The following is a 15,678-nucleotide window of genomic DNA, read 5'->3' on the forward strand; positions in this document are numbered from 1 at the left end:
CCGGCGATACAGGCACCTCGGTACATCAATCAGACCGAGGTGATGCAATCGCAGGCAAGCCAGCTCCCGCATGGGTTATGTGTTGTCTTTAATAACCCGGGTTAGCCTTCAGCTGCGCCGCGGCGGCCTTGGCCAGGTCCGGCGGCAGGAAGTCCTTGTCCGGGTTGTAGTCGGCCTTCAGGTACCGCGCCAGATCCTGCAAGTCCCCCGGGTTCAACGTGCCCGCCGCCTGCTTCAAGCGCAGGTTGTCGAGGATGTAGTCGTAGCGGCTGTTGTTGTAGTTGCGCACCGAGGTGTACAGCTGGCGCTGGGCGTCCAGCACATCGACGATATTGCGCGTGCCCACCTGGTAACCGATTTCCGTGGCTTCCACCGCGCTCTGGTTGGAGATGATCGACTGGCGGCGCGCCTGTACCTGCTCCACATCGGTGTTCACCGCGCGGTGCAGGTTGCGGGTGTTTTCCACCACCTGGCGACGCAGGCCCTCGCGTTGCTGCTCGGTCTGGCCCAGGCGGGAATAGGATTCGCGCACTTGCGAGCTGGTCAGGCCGCCGCTGTACAGCGGGATGCTCAACTGCAAGCCTACGGTGCGTTGCGAAACGTCACCGTGATACGGCTGGCCAAAGGCGCTCGGGTTGCTGAAGCCCAGGGCGTCGTTGTCACCTTTTTCATATTGCGCCACGGCATCCAGCGTCGGCGCGTGGCCGGCCTTGCGTTGCTTGAGGGTTTCTTCGGCGGCGGTGACGGCATAGTTGCTGGCCAGCAGGTTCAGGTTCTGGCGGCCGGCGGTTTCGACCCAGGCCTTGGCGTCGTTCGGCGCCGGCGGCAGCACCGGCAGCGTGTGGACGATGCCCTGGATCGAGTTGTACTGGCGGTTGGTCAGGGTGATCAGCGCTTCGAAGGCGTCGTCCACCTGACGCTGGGCCAGGATGCGGTTGGCCCGTGCGGTGTCGTAGCTGGCCTGGGATTGCAGCACGTCGGTCTTGTCCGACAGGCCGACGTCAAAGCGTTCGTTGGACTGGTCCAGCTGGCGCTTGAACGCGGCTTCTTCGGCCTTGGTGGACGCCAGGTTGTCCTGGGCCCGCAGCACGGCGAAGTAGTTTTCGGCGCTTTGCAGGATCAGGTTCTGTTCGGTGGCCGAGAGTTGCAGCGCGGCCTGCTCGTTGACGGCTTCAGCGGCTTGCAGCTGGAACCAGCGATCAGCGCGGAACAGCGGCTGGCTCAAGGTCGCGCGCCAGGAATGGGCGTCGCGGTTGACCGTGGCGGCGGGCTGGTCCAGCTGGGTGCGCACATTGTTGATGTCGGCACCGGCCGACAGGTTCGGCAGCAACCCGGCGCGGGCCTGGGGCACCACTTCTTTCTGCGCGCCGTATTGGGCGCGGGCGGCGGCCAGGTCGGCGTTGTTGTCCACCGCTTCCTGGTAGACGCTGACCAGGTCGGTTTTGGTCGTCAGGGGCGCTTCAGCTGCCCAGACCAGTCCGTTGGTCGCACAAGACACGGCAAGAGCCAGTGAAAGTTTGCGCAGCATGAGGCGATCCCTAGAATAAATATTACAGCGATAATTTGGAGCCCAAGGCTAAGGCGGCCCATTCCTGGCGTCAAGACCTCAGGCAGTCACCGAGTGTAGTGGCGCTATCACGGCACAACAATCCTGTAATTACGCCATTCATCACGATGAATGCACCGCCGTTGGCAATTTGCCTGCTCCATGGTCTAGACTGGCCGCGTTCTTGTCGGGGTGCCTTGTTGGAAGGCTGAGATCGGTAAATACCGGATCCCGTTGAACCTGATCAGGTTAGCGCCTGCGTAGGGAACAAGATTTCTCGTCACCCGGCGAGTCCTCTTGTGCTTCGTCCGGGATGTTGTTCGACAATCGAACAGCCCGTGCGCCAAGCACAGCACTGTCACAGTGCGTCCATCCGTCACAGGTTCACTCCGACAAAAATCCACCGCCTGGATAGTTGGAGAGCCCGTGATGAGCATCGAATTAAAAAGCCAAAAATCAAAAAACACCGTGCACTTGAGTGAATCGGCCAAGGTCGACTCCGGTTCCGTGCAGCCGTTTACCCGCTCGCAAAAAATCTACGTCCAGGGCTCGCGTCCGGATATCCGCGTGCCGATGCGTGAAGTCAGTCTCGACGTGACCCCCACCGACTTCGGCGGCGAAATCAATGCGCCCGTAGTGGTCTACGACACCTCAGGCCCCTACACCGACCCGAACGTGATCATCGACGTGCGCAAAGGCCTGGGCGATGTGCGCTCGCCGTGGATCGAATCCCGCGGCGACACTGAGCGCCTGTCGGGCTTGAGCTCGCACTTCGGCCAACAGCGCCTGAGCGATGCCGAGCTGACCGCGCTGCGTTTTGCCCACGTGAAAAACCCGCGCCGTGCCAAGGCCGGGGCCAACGTCACCCAGATGCACTACGCCCGCAAAGGCATCATCACCGCCGAGATGGAATACGTCGCCATCCGCGAAAACATGAAGCTGGAAGAGGCCCGCGCCGCCGGCCTGCTGGACCAGCAACACGCCGGCCACAGCTTCGGCGCCAGCGTGCCGAAAATCATCACCCCGGAATTTGTCCGCGAAGAAATCGCCCGTGGCCGCGCGATCATCCCGGCCAACATCAACCACACCGAACTGGAACCGATGATCATCGGCCGTAACTTCCTGGTGAAGATCAACGGCAACATCGGCAACAGCGCCCTGGGTTCGTCCATCGAAGAAGAAGTGGCGAAACTGACGTGGGGCATTCGCTGGGGGTCGGACACGGTGATGGACCTGTCCACCGGCAAGCACATCCATGAAACCCGCGAGTGGATCATCCGCAACTCGCCGGTGCCGATCGGTACCGTGCCAATCTACCAGGCCCTGGAAAAAGTCGGCGGCGCCGCTGAAGACCTGACCTGGGAGCTGTTCCGCGACACCCTGATCGAACAGGCCGAGCAGGGCGTCGACTACTTCACCATCCACGCCGGCGTATTGCTGCGCTATGTACCGCTGACCGCCAAGCGCGTCACCGGAATCGTGTCCCGTGGTGGTTCGATCATGGCCAAGTGGTGCCTGGCGCACCACAAAGAGAACTTCACCTACACCCATTTCGACGAAATCTGCGAAATCATGAAGGCCTACGACGTCAGCTTCTCCCTGGGAGACGGCCTGCGCCCGGGCTCGATTGCCGACGCCAACGACGCCGCACAATTCGGCGAGCTGGAAACCCTCGGCGAGTTGACCAAGATTGCCTGGAAGCACGACGTGCAAACCATGATCGAAGGCCCGGGCCACGTGCCGATGCAGTTGATCAAGGAGAACATGGACAAGCAGCTGGAGTGCTGCGACGAAGCGCCGTTCTACACCCTCGGTCCGCTGACCACCGACATCGCCCCGGGTTATGACCACATCACCTCGGGCATCGGGGCGGCGATGATCGGCTGGTTCGGTTGCGCGATGCTCTGCTACGTCACGCCGAAGGAGCATTTGGGCCTGCCGAACAAGGACGATGTGAAGACCGGGATCATCACCTACAAGATCGCGGCCCATGCGGCGGACTTGGCCAAGGGGCATCCGGGGGCGCAGATTCGTGACAACGCGTTGAGCAAGGCGCGCTTTGAATTCCGTTGGGAGGACCAGTTCAACCTGGGCCTGGACCCGGACACGGCGCGTTCTTACCACGATGAAACCTTGCCGAAGGACTCGGCCAAGGTCGCGCATTTCTGCTCGATGTGCGGGCCGAAATTCTGCTCGATGAAGATCACCCAGGAAGTGCGTGAGTACGCGGCCAACCAGCGCATTGAAGCGGTGGATGTGGACGTGGCCAAGGGACTGGCGGAGCAGGCGGAGCGGTTCAAGCAGGAAGGTAGCCAGCTGTACAAAAAGGTCTGAATCAGAACCTGTGGCGAGGGAGCTTGCTCCCGCTGGAGTGCGCAGCGCTCCCGGAATCTGGATCGGTGTCTTGACTGACACTCATCGGTTGCAGGTTTTGGGGCGGCTTCGCCGCCCAGCGGGAGCAAGCTCCCTCGCCACAGGGGACTTTGCTGATTCAAATAATAGTGTCCCTCTGAGATAACACCCTTGAGCATTCAACCCAGCACCTATTCCCCAGACATCGCAGTCCCCTTGGACAAACGCGTCTTCGGCGCCCGCGATCTCTTTTCCCTGTGGTTCTCCCTGGGCATCGGCCTGATGGTCCTGCAAACCGGTGCACTGTTGGCGCCGGGCCTGGGCCTCTCCGGTTCCTTACTGGCAATTTTCCTCGGCACTTTGGTCGGCGTGCTGTTGCTGGCCGCCGTCGGCGTGATCGGCAGCGATACCGGCCTGTCATCCATGGCCGCCCTGAAACTCAGCCTCGGCACCAAGGGTGCAAGCCTGCCGGCGCTGCTGAACCTGCTGCAGCTGATCGGCTGGGGCTCATTCGAAATCATCGTGATGCGCGACGCCGCCAGCCTGTTGGGCGCCCGCGCGTTCAGTGAAGGCAGCCTGCTGACCAGCCCATTGTTCTGGACCCTGGTATTCGGCGCCCTCGCGACCTTGCTTGCCGTCAGCGGTCCGCTGACCTTCGTGCGGCAGATCCTGCGCAAGTGGGGCATCTGGCTGCTGCTGGCCGCCTGCCTGTGGCTGACCTGGAACCTGTTTGCCAAGGCCGACCTGGCCACTCTCTGGGCCCAGGCTGGTGACGGTTCGATGCCGTTTGCCGTTGGCTTCGATATCGCGATTGCCATGCCGCTGTCCTGGCTGCCACTGATTGCCGACTACTCACGTTTCGGCAAACGCGCGAAAAACGTGTTCGGCGGCACGGCACTGGGTTTCTTCATCGGCAACTTCTGGCTGATGAGCCTTGGCGTGGCCTACACCCTGGCGTTTGCGCCGAGCGGTGAAGTGAATGCGTTGCTGCTGGCATTGGCCGGAGCCGGCCTGGGGATTCCGCTGCTGCTGATCCTGTTGGATGAATCAGAAAACGCGTTCGCCGATATTCACTCGGCGGCGGTGTCCAGCGGGATTCTGTTGCGCTTGAAAGTCGAGCACCTGGCATTGGCCATTGGCGTTATCTGCACGCTGATCGCCTGCTTTGCACCGTTGGCGCAGTACCAGAACTTCCTGCTGCTGATCGGCTCGGTGTTCGCGCCGCTGTTCGGCGTGGTGCTGGTGGATCACTTCATCCTGCGCCGTCGTGGCCATGGTGTTGCCGCCAACCTGCGCTGGCCGGCACTGCTGGCGTGGCTTGGAGGGATCAGCACCTATCACCTGTTGGCGAATCTGTACCCGGATGTCGGCGCGACCCTGCCGGCGCTGGTGCTGGCAGGGCTGTTGCACTTTATCCTGGGCCGGGCCTTCAGTGGCGTGCGGGCACCAGCTCAGGCTTGATCACGCCGGTGAGGCGCGCATAGGGGATGGTCATTTCGATCAGCCCCAATGCGTACGGCGCGATGGTGGTCACGTTGTACTTGAGCACCACGCCATTGCTGGTCAGCGCCACATTCGGGGTTTTCTGGAACGGCCAGTTCTTCACGAACTCCGGGTCACGGTCCATCTGCGAGTTGATCAGCCAGTTGTTGTGGGCGACTTTCGCGGTCTTCCAGAATGCATCTTCCTGGCCCGGCAACAGCATGTCGGTCAGGCTCAGCTCTTTGTGCAGCAGGCGTGAATAGTTGATGAAGCCGCGGCCCGGCTCGCCGTGGGCGGTGCCGGTGTCCAGGTAGCTGGACACTTCGATGATCACCAGTCCGTCATGCTGCTCACGTACCTTGGCCTGCAAGTACATGCTGTTGCGGTCCGGGGACTCACGCAAGAACTTGTCGCGGTAGGCGTTCAGGGTGGCGGGCATGGCCTGGCCAGGTGAAGTGCGGGCCATCTGCAGCAGGCGCTGTTCGATGATCTGGTCCAACTGCGGCTCGGACGGGAAGTGCACGGTGTCGATGTTTACCAGCGGGCAATCCGGACTGCTGCAGCCGGGTTTGATCTGCTCGGAGGCGTCGGCGGTGGTGTCCAGCGGCTTCAGGTAGCTCGGCTGGAACAGGCTCTGGCAAGCACCCAGGGTCAAGGCGATACAGGCCACGGAGGCGATTTTTAAAAGCGACATGTGTGTCCTTCATAAATCGAGGAAAGGTGAAAATGTGGAGCTTCGACTCCCGACAAGGCAGTCAGTTCGCCACTAAGCTGATTAGAGTGAGTTTGACGCCCGCCGTCTATCCCGGCAACCGGAAAGGGGCTGCATCAAGGGGCGCGAGCGCGTTAGGATGGCGCGATGTCGAGGCCGCCTCGATACCGCAAGGCAATAAACGAGGGTTGATATGACGGACACAGCGAAATCGACGCCGAGCAAGGTCGAGATTGTTCAGCGCGACAATGCCTACAAGGGCTTCTACAAACTGGATCGGCTGAAACTGCGGCACGAGAAGTTTGATGGCGGCATGAGCCGTGAGCTCAATCGCGAAGTCTTTGTGCGTCATGACGCCGTGTGTGTACTGCCCTACGACCCGCAGCGCGATGAAGTGGTGCTGATCGAGCAGTTTCGCGTCGGCGCCATGGGCCGTACCGACAACCCGTGGCTGATCGAAATGGTCGCTGGCCTGATCGACAAGGATGAGCAACCGGAGGAGGTTGCACACCGCGAAGCCGAGGAGGAAGCTGGCCTTACCTTCTCCGCACTCTGGCCGATCACCAAGTACTTTCCGTCGCCGGGTGGCAGCACCGAATTTGTCCACTTGTTCCTGGGCCGTTGCGAAAGCGCCGGGGCCGGTGGCGTCCATGGACTGGAAGAGGAAGCCGAAGATATCCGCGTCACCGTCTGGGCCTTTGAAGACGCCCTGCAGGCGGTACGTGACGGTAAAATTTCCAACGCAGCGAGCATTATTGCCCTGCAATGGCTTGCGCTTAATCGCGCGGAAGTGAGGGGGTTATGGCAGTAAAGGCACGGGAGCGATATCGGGTTGACCTGATCGGGCTGCAAGCAGCCTGCGAGGCCAACTATGCACGGCTGATGCGGCTGCTGCCGGACATGCGCCACACCCCCGAGGCGCGGCGCATTGCCGTGACTCACGGCGACCAGATGCTCGGCGTGCTGACCCTGGAAGTGATCGTGAACTGCCCGTACACCACCACTTTGCGGGTGCGTCAGGAGCACAGCCTGCCGTGGCTGCCGGTGCCGCAGCTGGAAGTGCAGGTGTACCACGACGCACGCATGGCCGAAGTGATCAGCGCCGAACATGCACGACGCTTTCGCAGCATCTATCCTTACCCCAACGTGTTCATGCACCAACCCGATGAGAAAGCACAGCTCAATGTGTTCCTCGGTGAATGGTTGAGTCACTGCCTGGCCCTGGGCCACGAGTTCGAAGTCGTTCGATAGATGTGAACTGCGTCCGCTTCACGGGTTTCCTCTTTGTGTCCTGCCCCAGCATAATCGCCTCAAATGTCCATTCCTGTGATCACGCCCTGGGAGAACGCCTTGCCGAGCGTATCCGCCATGAACCCTGACGCTTCGGCGTTGCTGGTGCAGTTGTCCGACAGTCACCTGTTTGCCGAGGCGGACGGCGGCCTGCTGGGCATGAATACCCGCGAGAGCCTGCAACGGGTGATCGACACGGTGTTGGTGCAGCAGCCGCAGATTGATCTGGTGCTGGCCACCGGGGATTTGTCCCAGGACGGTACGCTGGAGTCGTATCAGGCGTTTCGTGACATGACGCGGCAGATTCAGGCGCCGGCGCGCTGGATCCCGGGGAATCACGATGAGCCGCAGGTGATGCTGCAAGCGGCGATCAACAGTGCGTTGCTGGAACCGGTGGTGGATGTGGGTAACTGGCGGATTACCCTGCTGGACTCGGCGGTGCCCGGCTCGGTGCCGGGGTATTTGCAGGACCAGCAACTGCAACTGTTGGCGCAATCGTTGAGTGAGGCGCCGACTCGGCATCATCTGGTGTGTTTTCACCATCATCCGGTGTCGATTGGGTGCGCTTGGATGGAGCCCATCGGTTTGCGCAATCCTGAGGCGTTGTTTGCGGTGCTGGATCGGTTTCCGCAGGTGCGGGCGGTGCTTTGGGGGCATGTGCATCAGGAAATTGACCGGGAGCGCAATGGGGTGCGTTTGTTGGCTTCGCCTTCTACCTGTATTCAGTTCGCTCCCGGGAGTGAGGATTTCAGCGTGAGTGAGCAGGCGCCCGGGTATCGCTGGCTGCGCCTGCATGCCGACGGGCGGTTGGAAACCGGTGTGGAGCGGGTGCAGGGCTTCGCGTTTCAGGTGGATTACGGTAGCAACGGCTACTGAGATTTCCCTGTAAACTGCGCCTCTTTGGCAGACCCACAGAGGACCCGGAATGTCCGCATCGATCTTGTATATCCACGGTTTCAACAGCGCACCAGCCTCCAACAAGGCCAGCCAGTTGATCACCGTGATGGACAGCCTCGGTCTGGCCGACCAACTGCGCGTGCCGGCCCTGCATCACCACCCCCGCCAGGCGATCCCCCAGTTGGAGGCGGCTATCCGTGACCTCGGAAGGCCACTGCTGGTAGGCAGCTCACTCGGCGGCTACTATGCAACCCATCTTGCCGAACGCCATGGCCTCAACGCCTTGCTGGTCAACCCGGCAGTCAGCCCTCATCGGATGTTCGACGGTTACCTGGGCACCCAGAAGAACCTCTACACCGATGAGACCTGGGAGCTGACCCACGACCACGTCGCGGCCCTGGCCGAGCTGGAAGTGCCGGCGCCCCAGGACGCCCAGCGTTATCAGGTGTGGTTGCAGACCGGCGATGAAACACTGGATTATCGCCTCGCCCAGCAGTATTACCGGGCCTGTGCCTTGCGCATCCAGGCCGGTGGCGATCACGGTTACCAGGGCTTCGCCCAACAGTTACCGGCGCTGTTGAGTTTTGCCGGCATAGGCTCCGATCAGTACCAATCCTTCGATTTCACCGCATTGTGAAACCGCAGGTTACTTTTTAATCGAACGACTCACGACGAGACCCCATGGCCACTCCCAGCGCTAGCTCTTATAACGCCGACGCCATCGAAGTCCTCTCGGGCCTCGACCCGGTGCGCAAACGCCCCGGCATGTACACCGACACCAGTCGGCCGAACCACCTTGCCCAGGAAGTCATCGACAACAGCGTCGACGAAGCCTTGGCCGGGCACGCCAAGTCGGTACAAGTCATCCTTCACGCCGACCATTCCCTGGAAGTGTCCGACGACGGTCGTGGCATGCCGGTGGACATTCACCCGGAAGAGGGTGTGTCGGGCGTCGAGCTGATCCTCACCAAGCTGCACGCCGGCGGCAAGTTCTCCAACAAGAACTACCAGTTCTCCGGTGGCTTGCACGGTGTGGGTATTTCCGTGGTCAACGCCTTGTCGAACCACGTACGGGTCAAGGTCAAGCGGGACGGCAACGAGTATCAGATGACTTTCGCCGATGGCTACAAGGCCACCGACCTGGAAGTGATCGGCACCGTTGGCAAGCGCAACACCGGCACCAGCGTGTACTTCGCGCCGGACCCGAAATACTTCGATTCACCCAAATTCTCCATCAGCCGCCTCAAGCATGTGCTCAAGGCCAAGGCTGTGCTGTGCCCGGGCCTGCTGGTCAGCTTTGAAGACAAAGGCACCGGCGAAAAGGTCGAGTGGCATTACGAAGACGGCCTGCGTTCCTACCTGGAAGACTCTGTCAGCGAATTCGAGCGCCTGCCGAACGAGCCGTTCTGCGGCAGCCTGGCGGGTAATAAAGAAGCCGTGGACTGGGCCTTGTTGTGGCTGCCGGAAGGTGGCGACAGCGTCCAGGAAAGCTACGTCAACCTGATCCCGACAGCCCAGGGCGGTACCCACGTCAACGGTTTGCGCCAGGGCTTGCTGGATGCCATGCGCGAATTCTGCGAATACCGAAGCCTGCTGCCGCGCGGCGTGAAGCTGGCGCCGGAAGACGTCTGGGAGCGGATCGCGTTCGTCCTGTCGATGAAAATGCAGGAGCCGCAATTCTCCGGCCAGACCAAGGAGCGCCTGTCGTCCCGTGAGGCAGCGGCGTTCGTCTCCGGGGTGGTCAAGGACGCTTTCAGCCTGTGGCTCAACGAACACCCTGAATTGGGCCTGGCCCTGGCGGAGCTGGCGATCAACAACGCCGGCCGTCGCCTGAAGGCCAGCAAGAAAGTCGAACGCAAGCGCATTACCCAGGGCCCGGCACTGCCTGGCAAGCTGGCGGACTGCGCCGGGCAAGACCCGATGCGCTCCGAGCTGTTCCTGGTGGAAGGTGATTCTGCCGGCGGTTCCGCCAAGCAAGCGCGGGACAAGGAGTTCCAGGCGATCCTGCCGCTGCGGGGCAAGATTCTCAACACCTGGGAAGTCGACGGCAGCGAAGTACTGGCCAGCCAGGAAGTGCACAACATTGCCGTGGCCATCGGTGTCGACCCGGGCGCGGCGGACATGAGTCAGCTGCGCTACGGCAAGATCTGCATCCTCGCCGACGCCGACTCCGACGGCTTGCACATTGCGACCTTGCTCTGTGCACTGTTCGTCCAGCATTTCCGCCCGTTGGTGGATGCCGGTCACGTCTATGTCGCCATGCCGCCTTTGTACCGCATCGACTTGGGCAAGGAGATTTTCTACGCCCTGGACGAAGCCGAGCGCGATGGCATCCTCGATCGCCTGGTGGCCGAGAAGAAACGCGGCAAGCCGCAGGTCACCCGATTCAAGGGCCTGGGTGAGATGAACCCGCCGCAGCTGCGGGAAACCACCATGGACCCGAACACCCGGCGCCTGGTGCAGTTGACCCTGGAAGATTTCGCCGCCACCTCGGAAATGATGGACATGTTGCTGGCGAAGAAACGCGCGCCGGATCGCAAGAACTGGCTGGAGTCCAAGGGCAACCTGGCCGAGGTTCTGGGCTGATGCGCAGCGGTTTCGCCCTGGCGATACTGTTGTTGAGCGGGTTGGCGGCCACCTCGGTGGTCGCAGCGCCTGCGGCTGAGCTGAAGCTGTTGTCGGAACACCCGGTGGAAGGCATGCGCGGCGGTAACCTGTCGGGCCTGGCCATGTGCGGCAAGGAGTTGTGGACGGTGTCCGACCGCGACGACGATCAGATCTACCGTCTCGATATCAGTGCCGATACCTGGCAGGCCGAAACGGTGAAGATCGACGTGCCGCCGGTGCCGGAGTCCGGCTTGCCCTTTGGCTTGCGCTCGCGCACCAAGGCGGCGTCGTTGATTCGCGGTGGTGACCTGGATTTTGAAGGCATCAGCTGCGATGCGGCGGGCAACCGTTACATCGTCAGCGAAGCCCATGCGGCGGTGCTGCAAGTGCCGGTGAGCGGTGCGCCGGAGTGGTTGAAGATCGCCCCGGGCATGGTGCGTGAGGCTCGGGCCAGTGGCATGCTGCTGCACTTCAATGCGTTGTTTGAAGGCCTGGCGGTGAACCCTGAGGGCAATCAAATCTGGCTGGCGGCTGAACGCGAGCGGCGCGGGTTGATTTCGATCAAGCGTCCGCAATCGCTCTGGGATTGCGACGGTCCTTGTGTGTTGTTGAGCGAGGCGGGCACCGAGATGCAGCCGGCACAGATGCCCAAGGCCAAGGCGGTTTCGCGCAATTTCTCTGACGTCGCGCTGTTCGAGGGCAAGCTGTTCACCCTCGAAAGCAGCCAGTTTCAGTTGTGCCGTCGTGATCCCGTGACGGCGAAGGCCGAACAATGCTGGTCCTACGCCGATGAAATGCTGGCGCCGCAACGCCAATACAACCAGCCCTACGGCCTGGCCGAAGCGTTGGTGGTGGAGGCCGATGGCGCGTGGATCGGCCTGGACAACAACTTCGGCGCCCGCGCCGATGGCGAAAAGCGGCCGGTGGTCTATCGTTTCGCCGCCCCTGCGGGTGGCTGGAGCGCCAAGCCATGAGTGCGCAAACACCCGGCAAGCGCGCCGGGCGTGTGTTGATGTTCGTCGCGTGGGGCGCCGGCCTGTTTTTGGCGACACGATTTTTTGGGCAGTGGGAAGCACGACAGGAAAACCCCAATGCCGTGGTGACCTCGGAGCAGCACGAGGGTTATATCGAAGTAAAACTGCTGGGCAACGGCCAAGGGCATTTTGTCGCCACTGGCCAGATCAACGGCAAGCCGGTGCAGTTCATGCTCGACACCGGGGCCACCGACGTGGCGGTTCCGGCTGAATTGGCCGACCGTCTCGGGCTTGAACGCGGCATGCCGGTTGGCGTGAGTACGGCCAACGGGCGAACCCAGGGCTTTCGGACCGAGTTGGGCCGCCTGCAACTGGGCGATATCGTCCTTCGGGACGTGCGCGCCATCGTGGTACCGGGTTTGGGCGATGAACAGGTATTGCTGGGCATGAGTGCATTGAAACAACTTGAATTTACCCAGCGCAGCGGCACTTTGCTGCTGCGCCAGACCAAACAATGATGAGGCCCGCATGAGTGACATCCTTGCAGACAGCTTAGATGGCGTTGAACGCCGGTCGCTGGCTGACTTCACCGAAAATGCCTACCTCAACTACTCCATGTACGTGATCATGGACCGTGCCTTGCCGCATATCGGCGACGGCCTGAAGCCCGTACAGCGGCGCATTATCTATGCGATGAGTGAGTTGGGCCTGGACGCTGACTCCAAGCACAAGAAGTCGGCGCGTACCGTCGGTGACGTGCTCGGTAAATTCCACCCTCACGGCGACTCGGCGTGCTACGAAGCCATGGTGCTGATGGCCCAGCCGTTCAGCTACCGCTACACGCTGGTGGACGGCCAGGGTAACTGGGGTGCGCCGGATGATCCGAAGTCCTTCGCCGCCATGCGTTACACCGAAGCGCGTCTGTCGCGGTATTCGGAAGTGCTGCTCAGCGAACTGGGCCAGGGCACGGCCAACTGGGGCCCGAACTTTGACGGCACCCTCGACGAGCCGCTGGTGTTGCCGGCACGTTTGCCGAATATCCTGCTCAATGGCACCACGGGTATCGCCGTGGGCATGGCCACTGACGTACCGCCCCACAACCTGCGGGAAGTGGCCAGCGCCTGCGTGCGCCTGCTGGATGAGCCGAAGGCTACGGTCGAACAGCTCTGCGAGCATATCCAGGGCCCGGATTACCCGACCGAAGCAGAAATCATCACGCCTCGCGCCGACCTGCTGAAAATCTACCAGACCGGTAAAGGCTCGGTGCGCATGCGCGCCGTGTACCACATCGAAGACGGCGACATCATCGTCACCGCGCTGCCGCATCAGGTATCCGGGGCCAAGGTGCTGGAGCAGATTGCCGCGCTGATGCAGGCCAAGCCGTCGAAGCTGCCGCAAGTCGCCGACCTGCGTGACGAGTCCGACCACGAAAACCCGTGCCGCATCGTGATCATCCCGACCAACAGCCGGGTCGACCATGAAGTGCTGATGCAGCATCTGTTCGCCAGCACCGAGCTGGAGTCCAGCTATCGGGTCAACATCAACATCATTGGCCTGGACGGCAAGCCGCAGTTGAAGAACCTGCGGGCTTTGCTGGTGGAATGGCTGGAATTCCGGGTGCAGACCGTGCGTCGCCGCCTGCAATTCCGCCTGGACAAGGTCGAACGCCGCCTGCACCTGTTGGACGGCTTGCTGATCGCTTACCTCAACCTGGATGAAGTGATCCATATCATCCGTACCGCCGAGCACCCGAAGGCCGAGCTGATCGCGCGCTTCGAACTCAGCGAAATCCAGGCCGACTACATCCTCGACACCCGTCTGCGTCAGTTGGCGCGACTGGAAGAGATGAAGCTGCGGGACGAACAGGACGCGCTGCTCAAGGAACAAGCCAAGCTCCAGGCCCTGCTGGGCAGCGAGGCCAAGCTGAAGAAGCTGGTGCGCACCGAGCTGATCAAGGACGCCGAAACCTATGGCGACGACCGCCGCTCGCCGATTGTCGAGCGCGCCGAAGCCAAGGCCCTGACCGAAACCGAGCTGCTGCCCAACGAGAAAATTACCGTCGTTCTGTCGGAAAAGGGTTGGGTTCGCTCAGCCAAAGGGCATGATATTGACGCCACCGGCCTGTCTTACAAGGCTGGCGACGGTTTCAAAACCGCGGCGGCGGGGCGTTCCAACCAGTTTGCGGTGTTTATCGACTCCACCGGTCGCAGTTACTCGGTGCCGGCGCACACCTTGCCATCGGCGCGGGGGCAGGGCGAGCCATTGACCGGACGCCTGACACCGCCACCGGGTGCGAATTTTGAGTGCGTGCTGCTGCCGGACGATGACTCGTTGTACGTCATCGCTTCCGATGCGGGCTATGGGTTCGTGGTCAAGGGTGAAGACCTGCAGGCCAAGAACAAGGCGGGCAAGGCGTTGTTGAGCCTGCCGAACAACGCCAAGGTGATCCTGCCGCGTCCGGTGGAAGACCGTGAAGGCAACTGGCTGGCGTCGGTGACGACCGAAGGGCGCCTGCTGGTGTTCAAGATCAGCGATTTGCCGCAGTTGGGCAAAGGCAAGGGCAACAAGATCATTGGTATTCCCGGGGAGCGGGTGGCCAGTCGCGAAGAGTACGTGACCGACATCGCCGTGATCCCGGAAGGCTCGACCCTGGTGTTGCAGGCCGGCAAGCGCACGTTGTCACTGCGCCCTGACGACCTCGAGCACTACAAGGGTGAGCGGGGTCGTCGTGGCAATAAACTGCCGCGCGGCTTCCAGCGAGTGGACGCTTTACTGGTGGAAACGCCCGTTTAAGGCGATATAGAGCGCCCGATCTACGATTTAACCCGTAGATCGACGCTTTCGCGCTGGAGTCATGGCGCATATTCACGGATGATATGGCCTTTCCAGCGCCGGCGTGGCTGAGCGCGTACAGGTTATTTTTGAGTATTACATTGTGGTTCGCCTTGTGGCAGCCACCTGGATGGGATGATGACTGCTCCGCGCCTTCCTTTATTTTTGTTGCTCGCTGGCCTTTTGGGCCTGGCGGGTTGCAGCACACACCAACCGGTGTCGCTGTATCAGCTGGACAGTGGAAGTCCGGCTCAGCCTGCACAAAGTGCCGGCATGGCTGTATTGCTTGGCCCTGTTGTAGTGGCCGACTATCTGCAACGTGAAACCCTGCTGCAACGTCAGAACGACGGCAGCCTGCAAGGTTCCACCGATGGCCGCTGGGCCGGTAGCCTTTCGTCCGACATCAATCAGTTGATGTTGCGCCAGGTGGCTGGCCACCTGGACAGCCAGCGTGTGGTATTGGCGCCGGCGCCGTTGGGTTTTGCCCCGGACGTACAGGTGCTGCTGACCATTACGCGACTGGACTCGGGTGTTTCGCAGCCCGCTATCCTCGACGCGCAATGGCGCCTGATCGACCGTCGTGGCCAGGTGCGGGATAACCGCATCGTGCACTTGCAGGAAGAGCACAGCGGCAGCACCGCGTCCCAGGTCCAGGCCCAGGGTGTGTTGCTGCAACGTTTGGCTGACCAGCTGTCGGTGGCCCTCAAGCCATTGGCCAATCAGCCAGCGGTGGCAGAAGCGCCACGCAAACAAGCCCCGGCGCAGCCCAAGGCTGCGGCACCGGAGAAGCCGAAGATGCCGATGGCCGTGCCGATTCGCACCGATATGGAAGTGTTCAGGTTCTGACCTGAATACAGACCAACAAAAAGGCCCGCTGATGAGCGGGCCTTTTGTTTGTGCGGGATTTGAGCGGTACGCAGATCTAATGTGGGAGCGGGCTTGCTCGCGAAGGCGGCGGATCAGTCGATACTTAGGCTGACTGACAG

Annotated in this window: 13 protein-coding genes and 1 riboswitch; of the genes, 11 read left to right on the forward strand and 2 right to left on the reverse strand. The window is 61.6% G+C overall.

All coding sequences use genetic code 11. From position 1 onward, the window contains the following. Positions 1 to 88: 88 nt before the first annotated feature. Positions 89 to 1,528, reverse strand: a complete 1,440-nt coding sequence (locus ACW9I6_RS13340; protein WP_102604279.1) for a TolC family outer membrane protein — start codon at positions 1,526 to 1,528, stop codon at positions 89 to 91. Between the two features lie 196 nt (positions 1,529 to 1,724). Next, positions 1,725 to 1,830: riboswitch (TPP riboswitch) on the forward strand. Between the two features lie 145 nt (positions 1,831 to 1,975). Between ACW9I6_RS13340 and thiC the strand changes: the two genes are divergently transcribed. Both thiC and cytX read left to right on the forward strand, forming a co-directional pair. Then, on the forward strand, positions 1,976 to 3,880 hold the full coding sequence (gene thiC, locus ACW9I6_RS13345; protein WP_309254420.1) for a phosphomethylpyrimidine synthase ThiC: 1,905 nt from the start codon (positions 1,976 to 1,978) through the stop codon (positions 3,878 to 3,880). Between the two features lie 189 nt (positions 3,881 to 4,069). Beyond that, on the forward strand, positions 4,070 to 5,359 hold the full coding sequence (cytX, locus tag ACW9I6_RS13350; protein WP_177008312.1) for a putative hydroxymethylpyrimidine transporter CytX: 1,290 nt from the start codon (positions 4,070 to 4,072) through the stop codon (positions 5,357 to 5,359). On the opposite strand, the gene ACW9I6_RS13355 is transcribed toward cytX, so the two are convergent. Beyond that, a complete protein-coding gene (locus ACW9I6_RS13355; RefSeq protein ID WP_003209503.1) occupies positions 5,328 to 6,074 on the reverse strand; it encodes an RsiV family protein in 747 nt (248 codons plus the stop codon). The genes cytX and ACW9I6_RS13355 overlap by 32 nt on opposite strands. Positions 6,075 to 6,285: 211 nt before the next feature. Between ACW9I6_RS13355 and ACW9I6_RS13360 the strand changes: the two genes are divergently transcribed. The 9 genes from ACW9I6_RS13360 (at position 6,286) to ACW9I6_RS13400 (ending at position 15,538) form a co-directional block, all read left to right on the forward strand. Beyond that, positions 6,286 to 6,903 carry an NUDIX domain-containing protein gene (locus tag ACW9I6_RS13360; protein WP_003209505.1) on the forward strand — a complete coding sequence of 206 codons (618 nt, stop codon included), beginning with the start codon at positions 6,286 to 6,288 and terminating at the stop codon, positions 6,901 to 6,903. Further along, complete coding sequence (locus ACW9I6_RS13365) at positions 6,894 to 7,343, forward strand: DUF1249 domain-containing protein (RefSeq protein ID WP_003209507.1); 450 nt, start codon at positions 6,894 to 6,896, stop codon at positions 7,341 to 7,343. The genes ACW9I6_RS13360 and ACW9I6_RS13365 overlap by 10 nt, the downstream gene beginning before the upstream one ends. Before the next feature lie 99 nt (positions 7,344 to 7,442). Further along, on the forward strand, positions 7,443 to 8,258 hold the full coding sequence (gene cpdA / locus ACW9I6_RS13370) for a 3',5'-cyclic-AMP phosphodiesterase (RefSeq protein WP_008439120.1): 816 nt from the start codon (positions 7,443 to 7,445) through the stop codon (positions 8,256 to 8,258). A 49-nt stretch (positions 8,259 to 8,307) separates the two neighbouring features. After that, positions 8,308 to 8,916, forward strand: coding sequence for a YqiA/YcfP family alpha/beta fold hydrolase (locus ACW9I6_RS13375; RefSeq protein WP_003209516.1), 609 nt, complete (start codon positions 8,308 to 8,310; stop codon positions 8,914 to 8,916). A gap of 44 nt (positions 8,917 to 8,960) precedes the next feature. Further along, on the forward strand, positions 8,961 to 10,865 hold the full coding sequence (gene parE, locus ACW9I6_RS13380) for a DNA topoisomerase IV subunit B (protein ID WP_003209518.1): 1,905 nt from the start codon (positions 8,961 to 8,963) through the stop codon (positions 10,863 to 10,865). Then, positions 10,865 to 11,860: an esterase-like activity of phytase family protein gene (locus tag ACW9I6_RS13385; protein WP_087692487.1), complete on the forward strand. Its 996-nt coding sequence runs from the start codon at positions 10,865 to 10,867 to the stop codon at positions 11,858 to 11,860. Before parE ends, ACW9I6_RS13385 begins: the two co-directional genes overlap by 1 nt. Then, on the forward strand, positions 11,857 to 12,378 hold the full coding sequence (locus ACW9I6_RS13390) for a retropepsin-like aspartic protease family protein (RefSeq protein ID WP_087692486.1): 522 nt from the start codon (positions 11,857 to 11,859) through the stop codon (positions 12,376 to 12,378). Before ACW9I6_RS13385 ends, ACW9I6_RS13390 begins: the two co-directional genes overlap by 4 nt. A 10-nt stretch (positions 12,379 to 12,388) precedes the next feature. Next, entirely contained in the window at positions 12,389 to 14,653 is a 2,265-nt protein-coding gene (gene parC / locus ACW9I6_RS13395; RefSeq protein ID WP_003217539.1) for a DNA topoisomerase IV subunit A, read from the forward strand. 177 nt (positions 14,654 to 14,830) lie between these two features. After that, the gene (locus ACW9I6_RS13400) at positions 14,831 to 15,538 is read left to right on the forward strand and encodes a PqiC family protein (RefSeq protein WP_003217538.1); all 708 of its coding nucleotides are present in this window, start codon (positions 14,831 to 14,833) and stop codon (positions 15,536 to 15,538) included. Positions 15,539 to 15,678 lie beyond the last annotated feature (140 nt).

This window comes from Pseudomonas sp. SDO5522_S412 (assembly GCF_054071215.1).

Excerpts from the sequence above, each read along its gene's own strand:
- ACW9I6_RS13340 (WP_102604279.1), bottom strand. The coding sequence starts at position 1,528 with ATGCTGCGCAAACTTTCACTGGCTCTTGCCGTGTCTTGTGCGACCAAC.
- thiC (WP_309254420.1), top strand. The coding sequence starts at position 1,976 with ATGAGCATCGAATTAAAAAGCCAAAAATCAAAAAACACCGTGCACTTG.
- ACW9I6_RS13355 (WP_003209503.1), bottom strand. The coding sequence starts at position 6,074 with ATGTCGCTTTTAAAAATCGCCTCCGTGGCCTGTATCGCCTTGACCCTG.
- ACW9I6_RS13360 (WP_003209505.1), top strand. The coding sequence starts at position 6,286 with ATGACGGACACAGCGAAATCGACGCCGAGCAAGGTCGAGATTGTTCAG.
- ACW9I6_RS13365 (WP_003209507.1), top strand. The coding sequence starts at position 6,894 with ATGGCAGTAAAGGCACGGGAGCGATATCGGGTTGACCTGATCGGGCTG.
- ACW9I6_RS13375 (WP_003209516.1), top strand. The coding sequence starts at position 8,308 with ATGTCCGCATCGATCTTGTATATCCACGGTTTCAACAGCGCACCAGCC.
- parE (WP_003209518.1), top strand. The coding sequence starts at position 8,961 with ATGGCCACTCCCAGCGCTAGCTCTTATAACGCCGACGCCATCGAAGTC.
- ACW9I6_RS13385 (WP_087692487.1), top strand. The coding sequence starts at position 10,865 with ATGCGCAGCGGTTTCGCCCTGGCGATACTGTTGTTGAGCGGGTTGGCG.
- ACW9I6_RS13390 (WP_087692486.1), top strand. The coding sequence starts at position 11,857 with ATGAGTGCGCAAACACCCGGCAAGCGCGCCGGGCGTGTGTTGATGTTC.
- parC (WP_003217539.1), top strand. The coding sequence starts at position 12,389 with ATGAGTGACATCCTTGCAGACAGCTTAGATGGCGTTGAACGCCGGTCG.
- ACW9I6_RS13400 (WP_003217538.1), top strand. The coding sequence starts at position 14,831 with ATGACTGCTCCGCGCCTTCCTTTATTTTTGTTGCTCGCTGGCCTTTTG.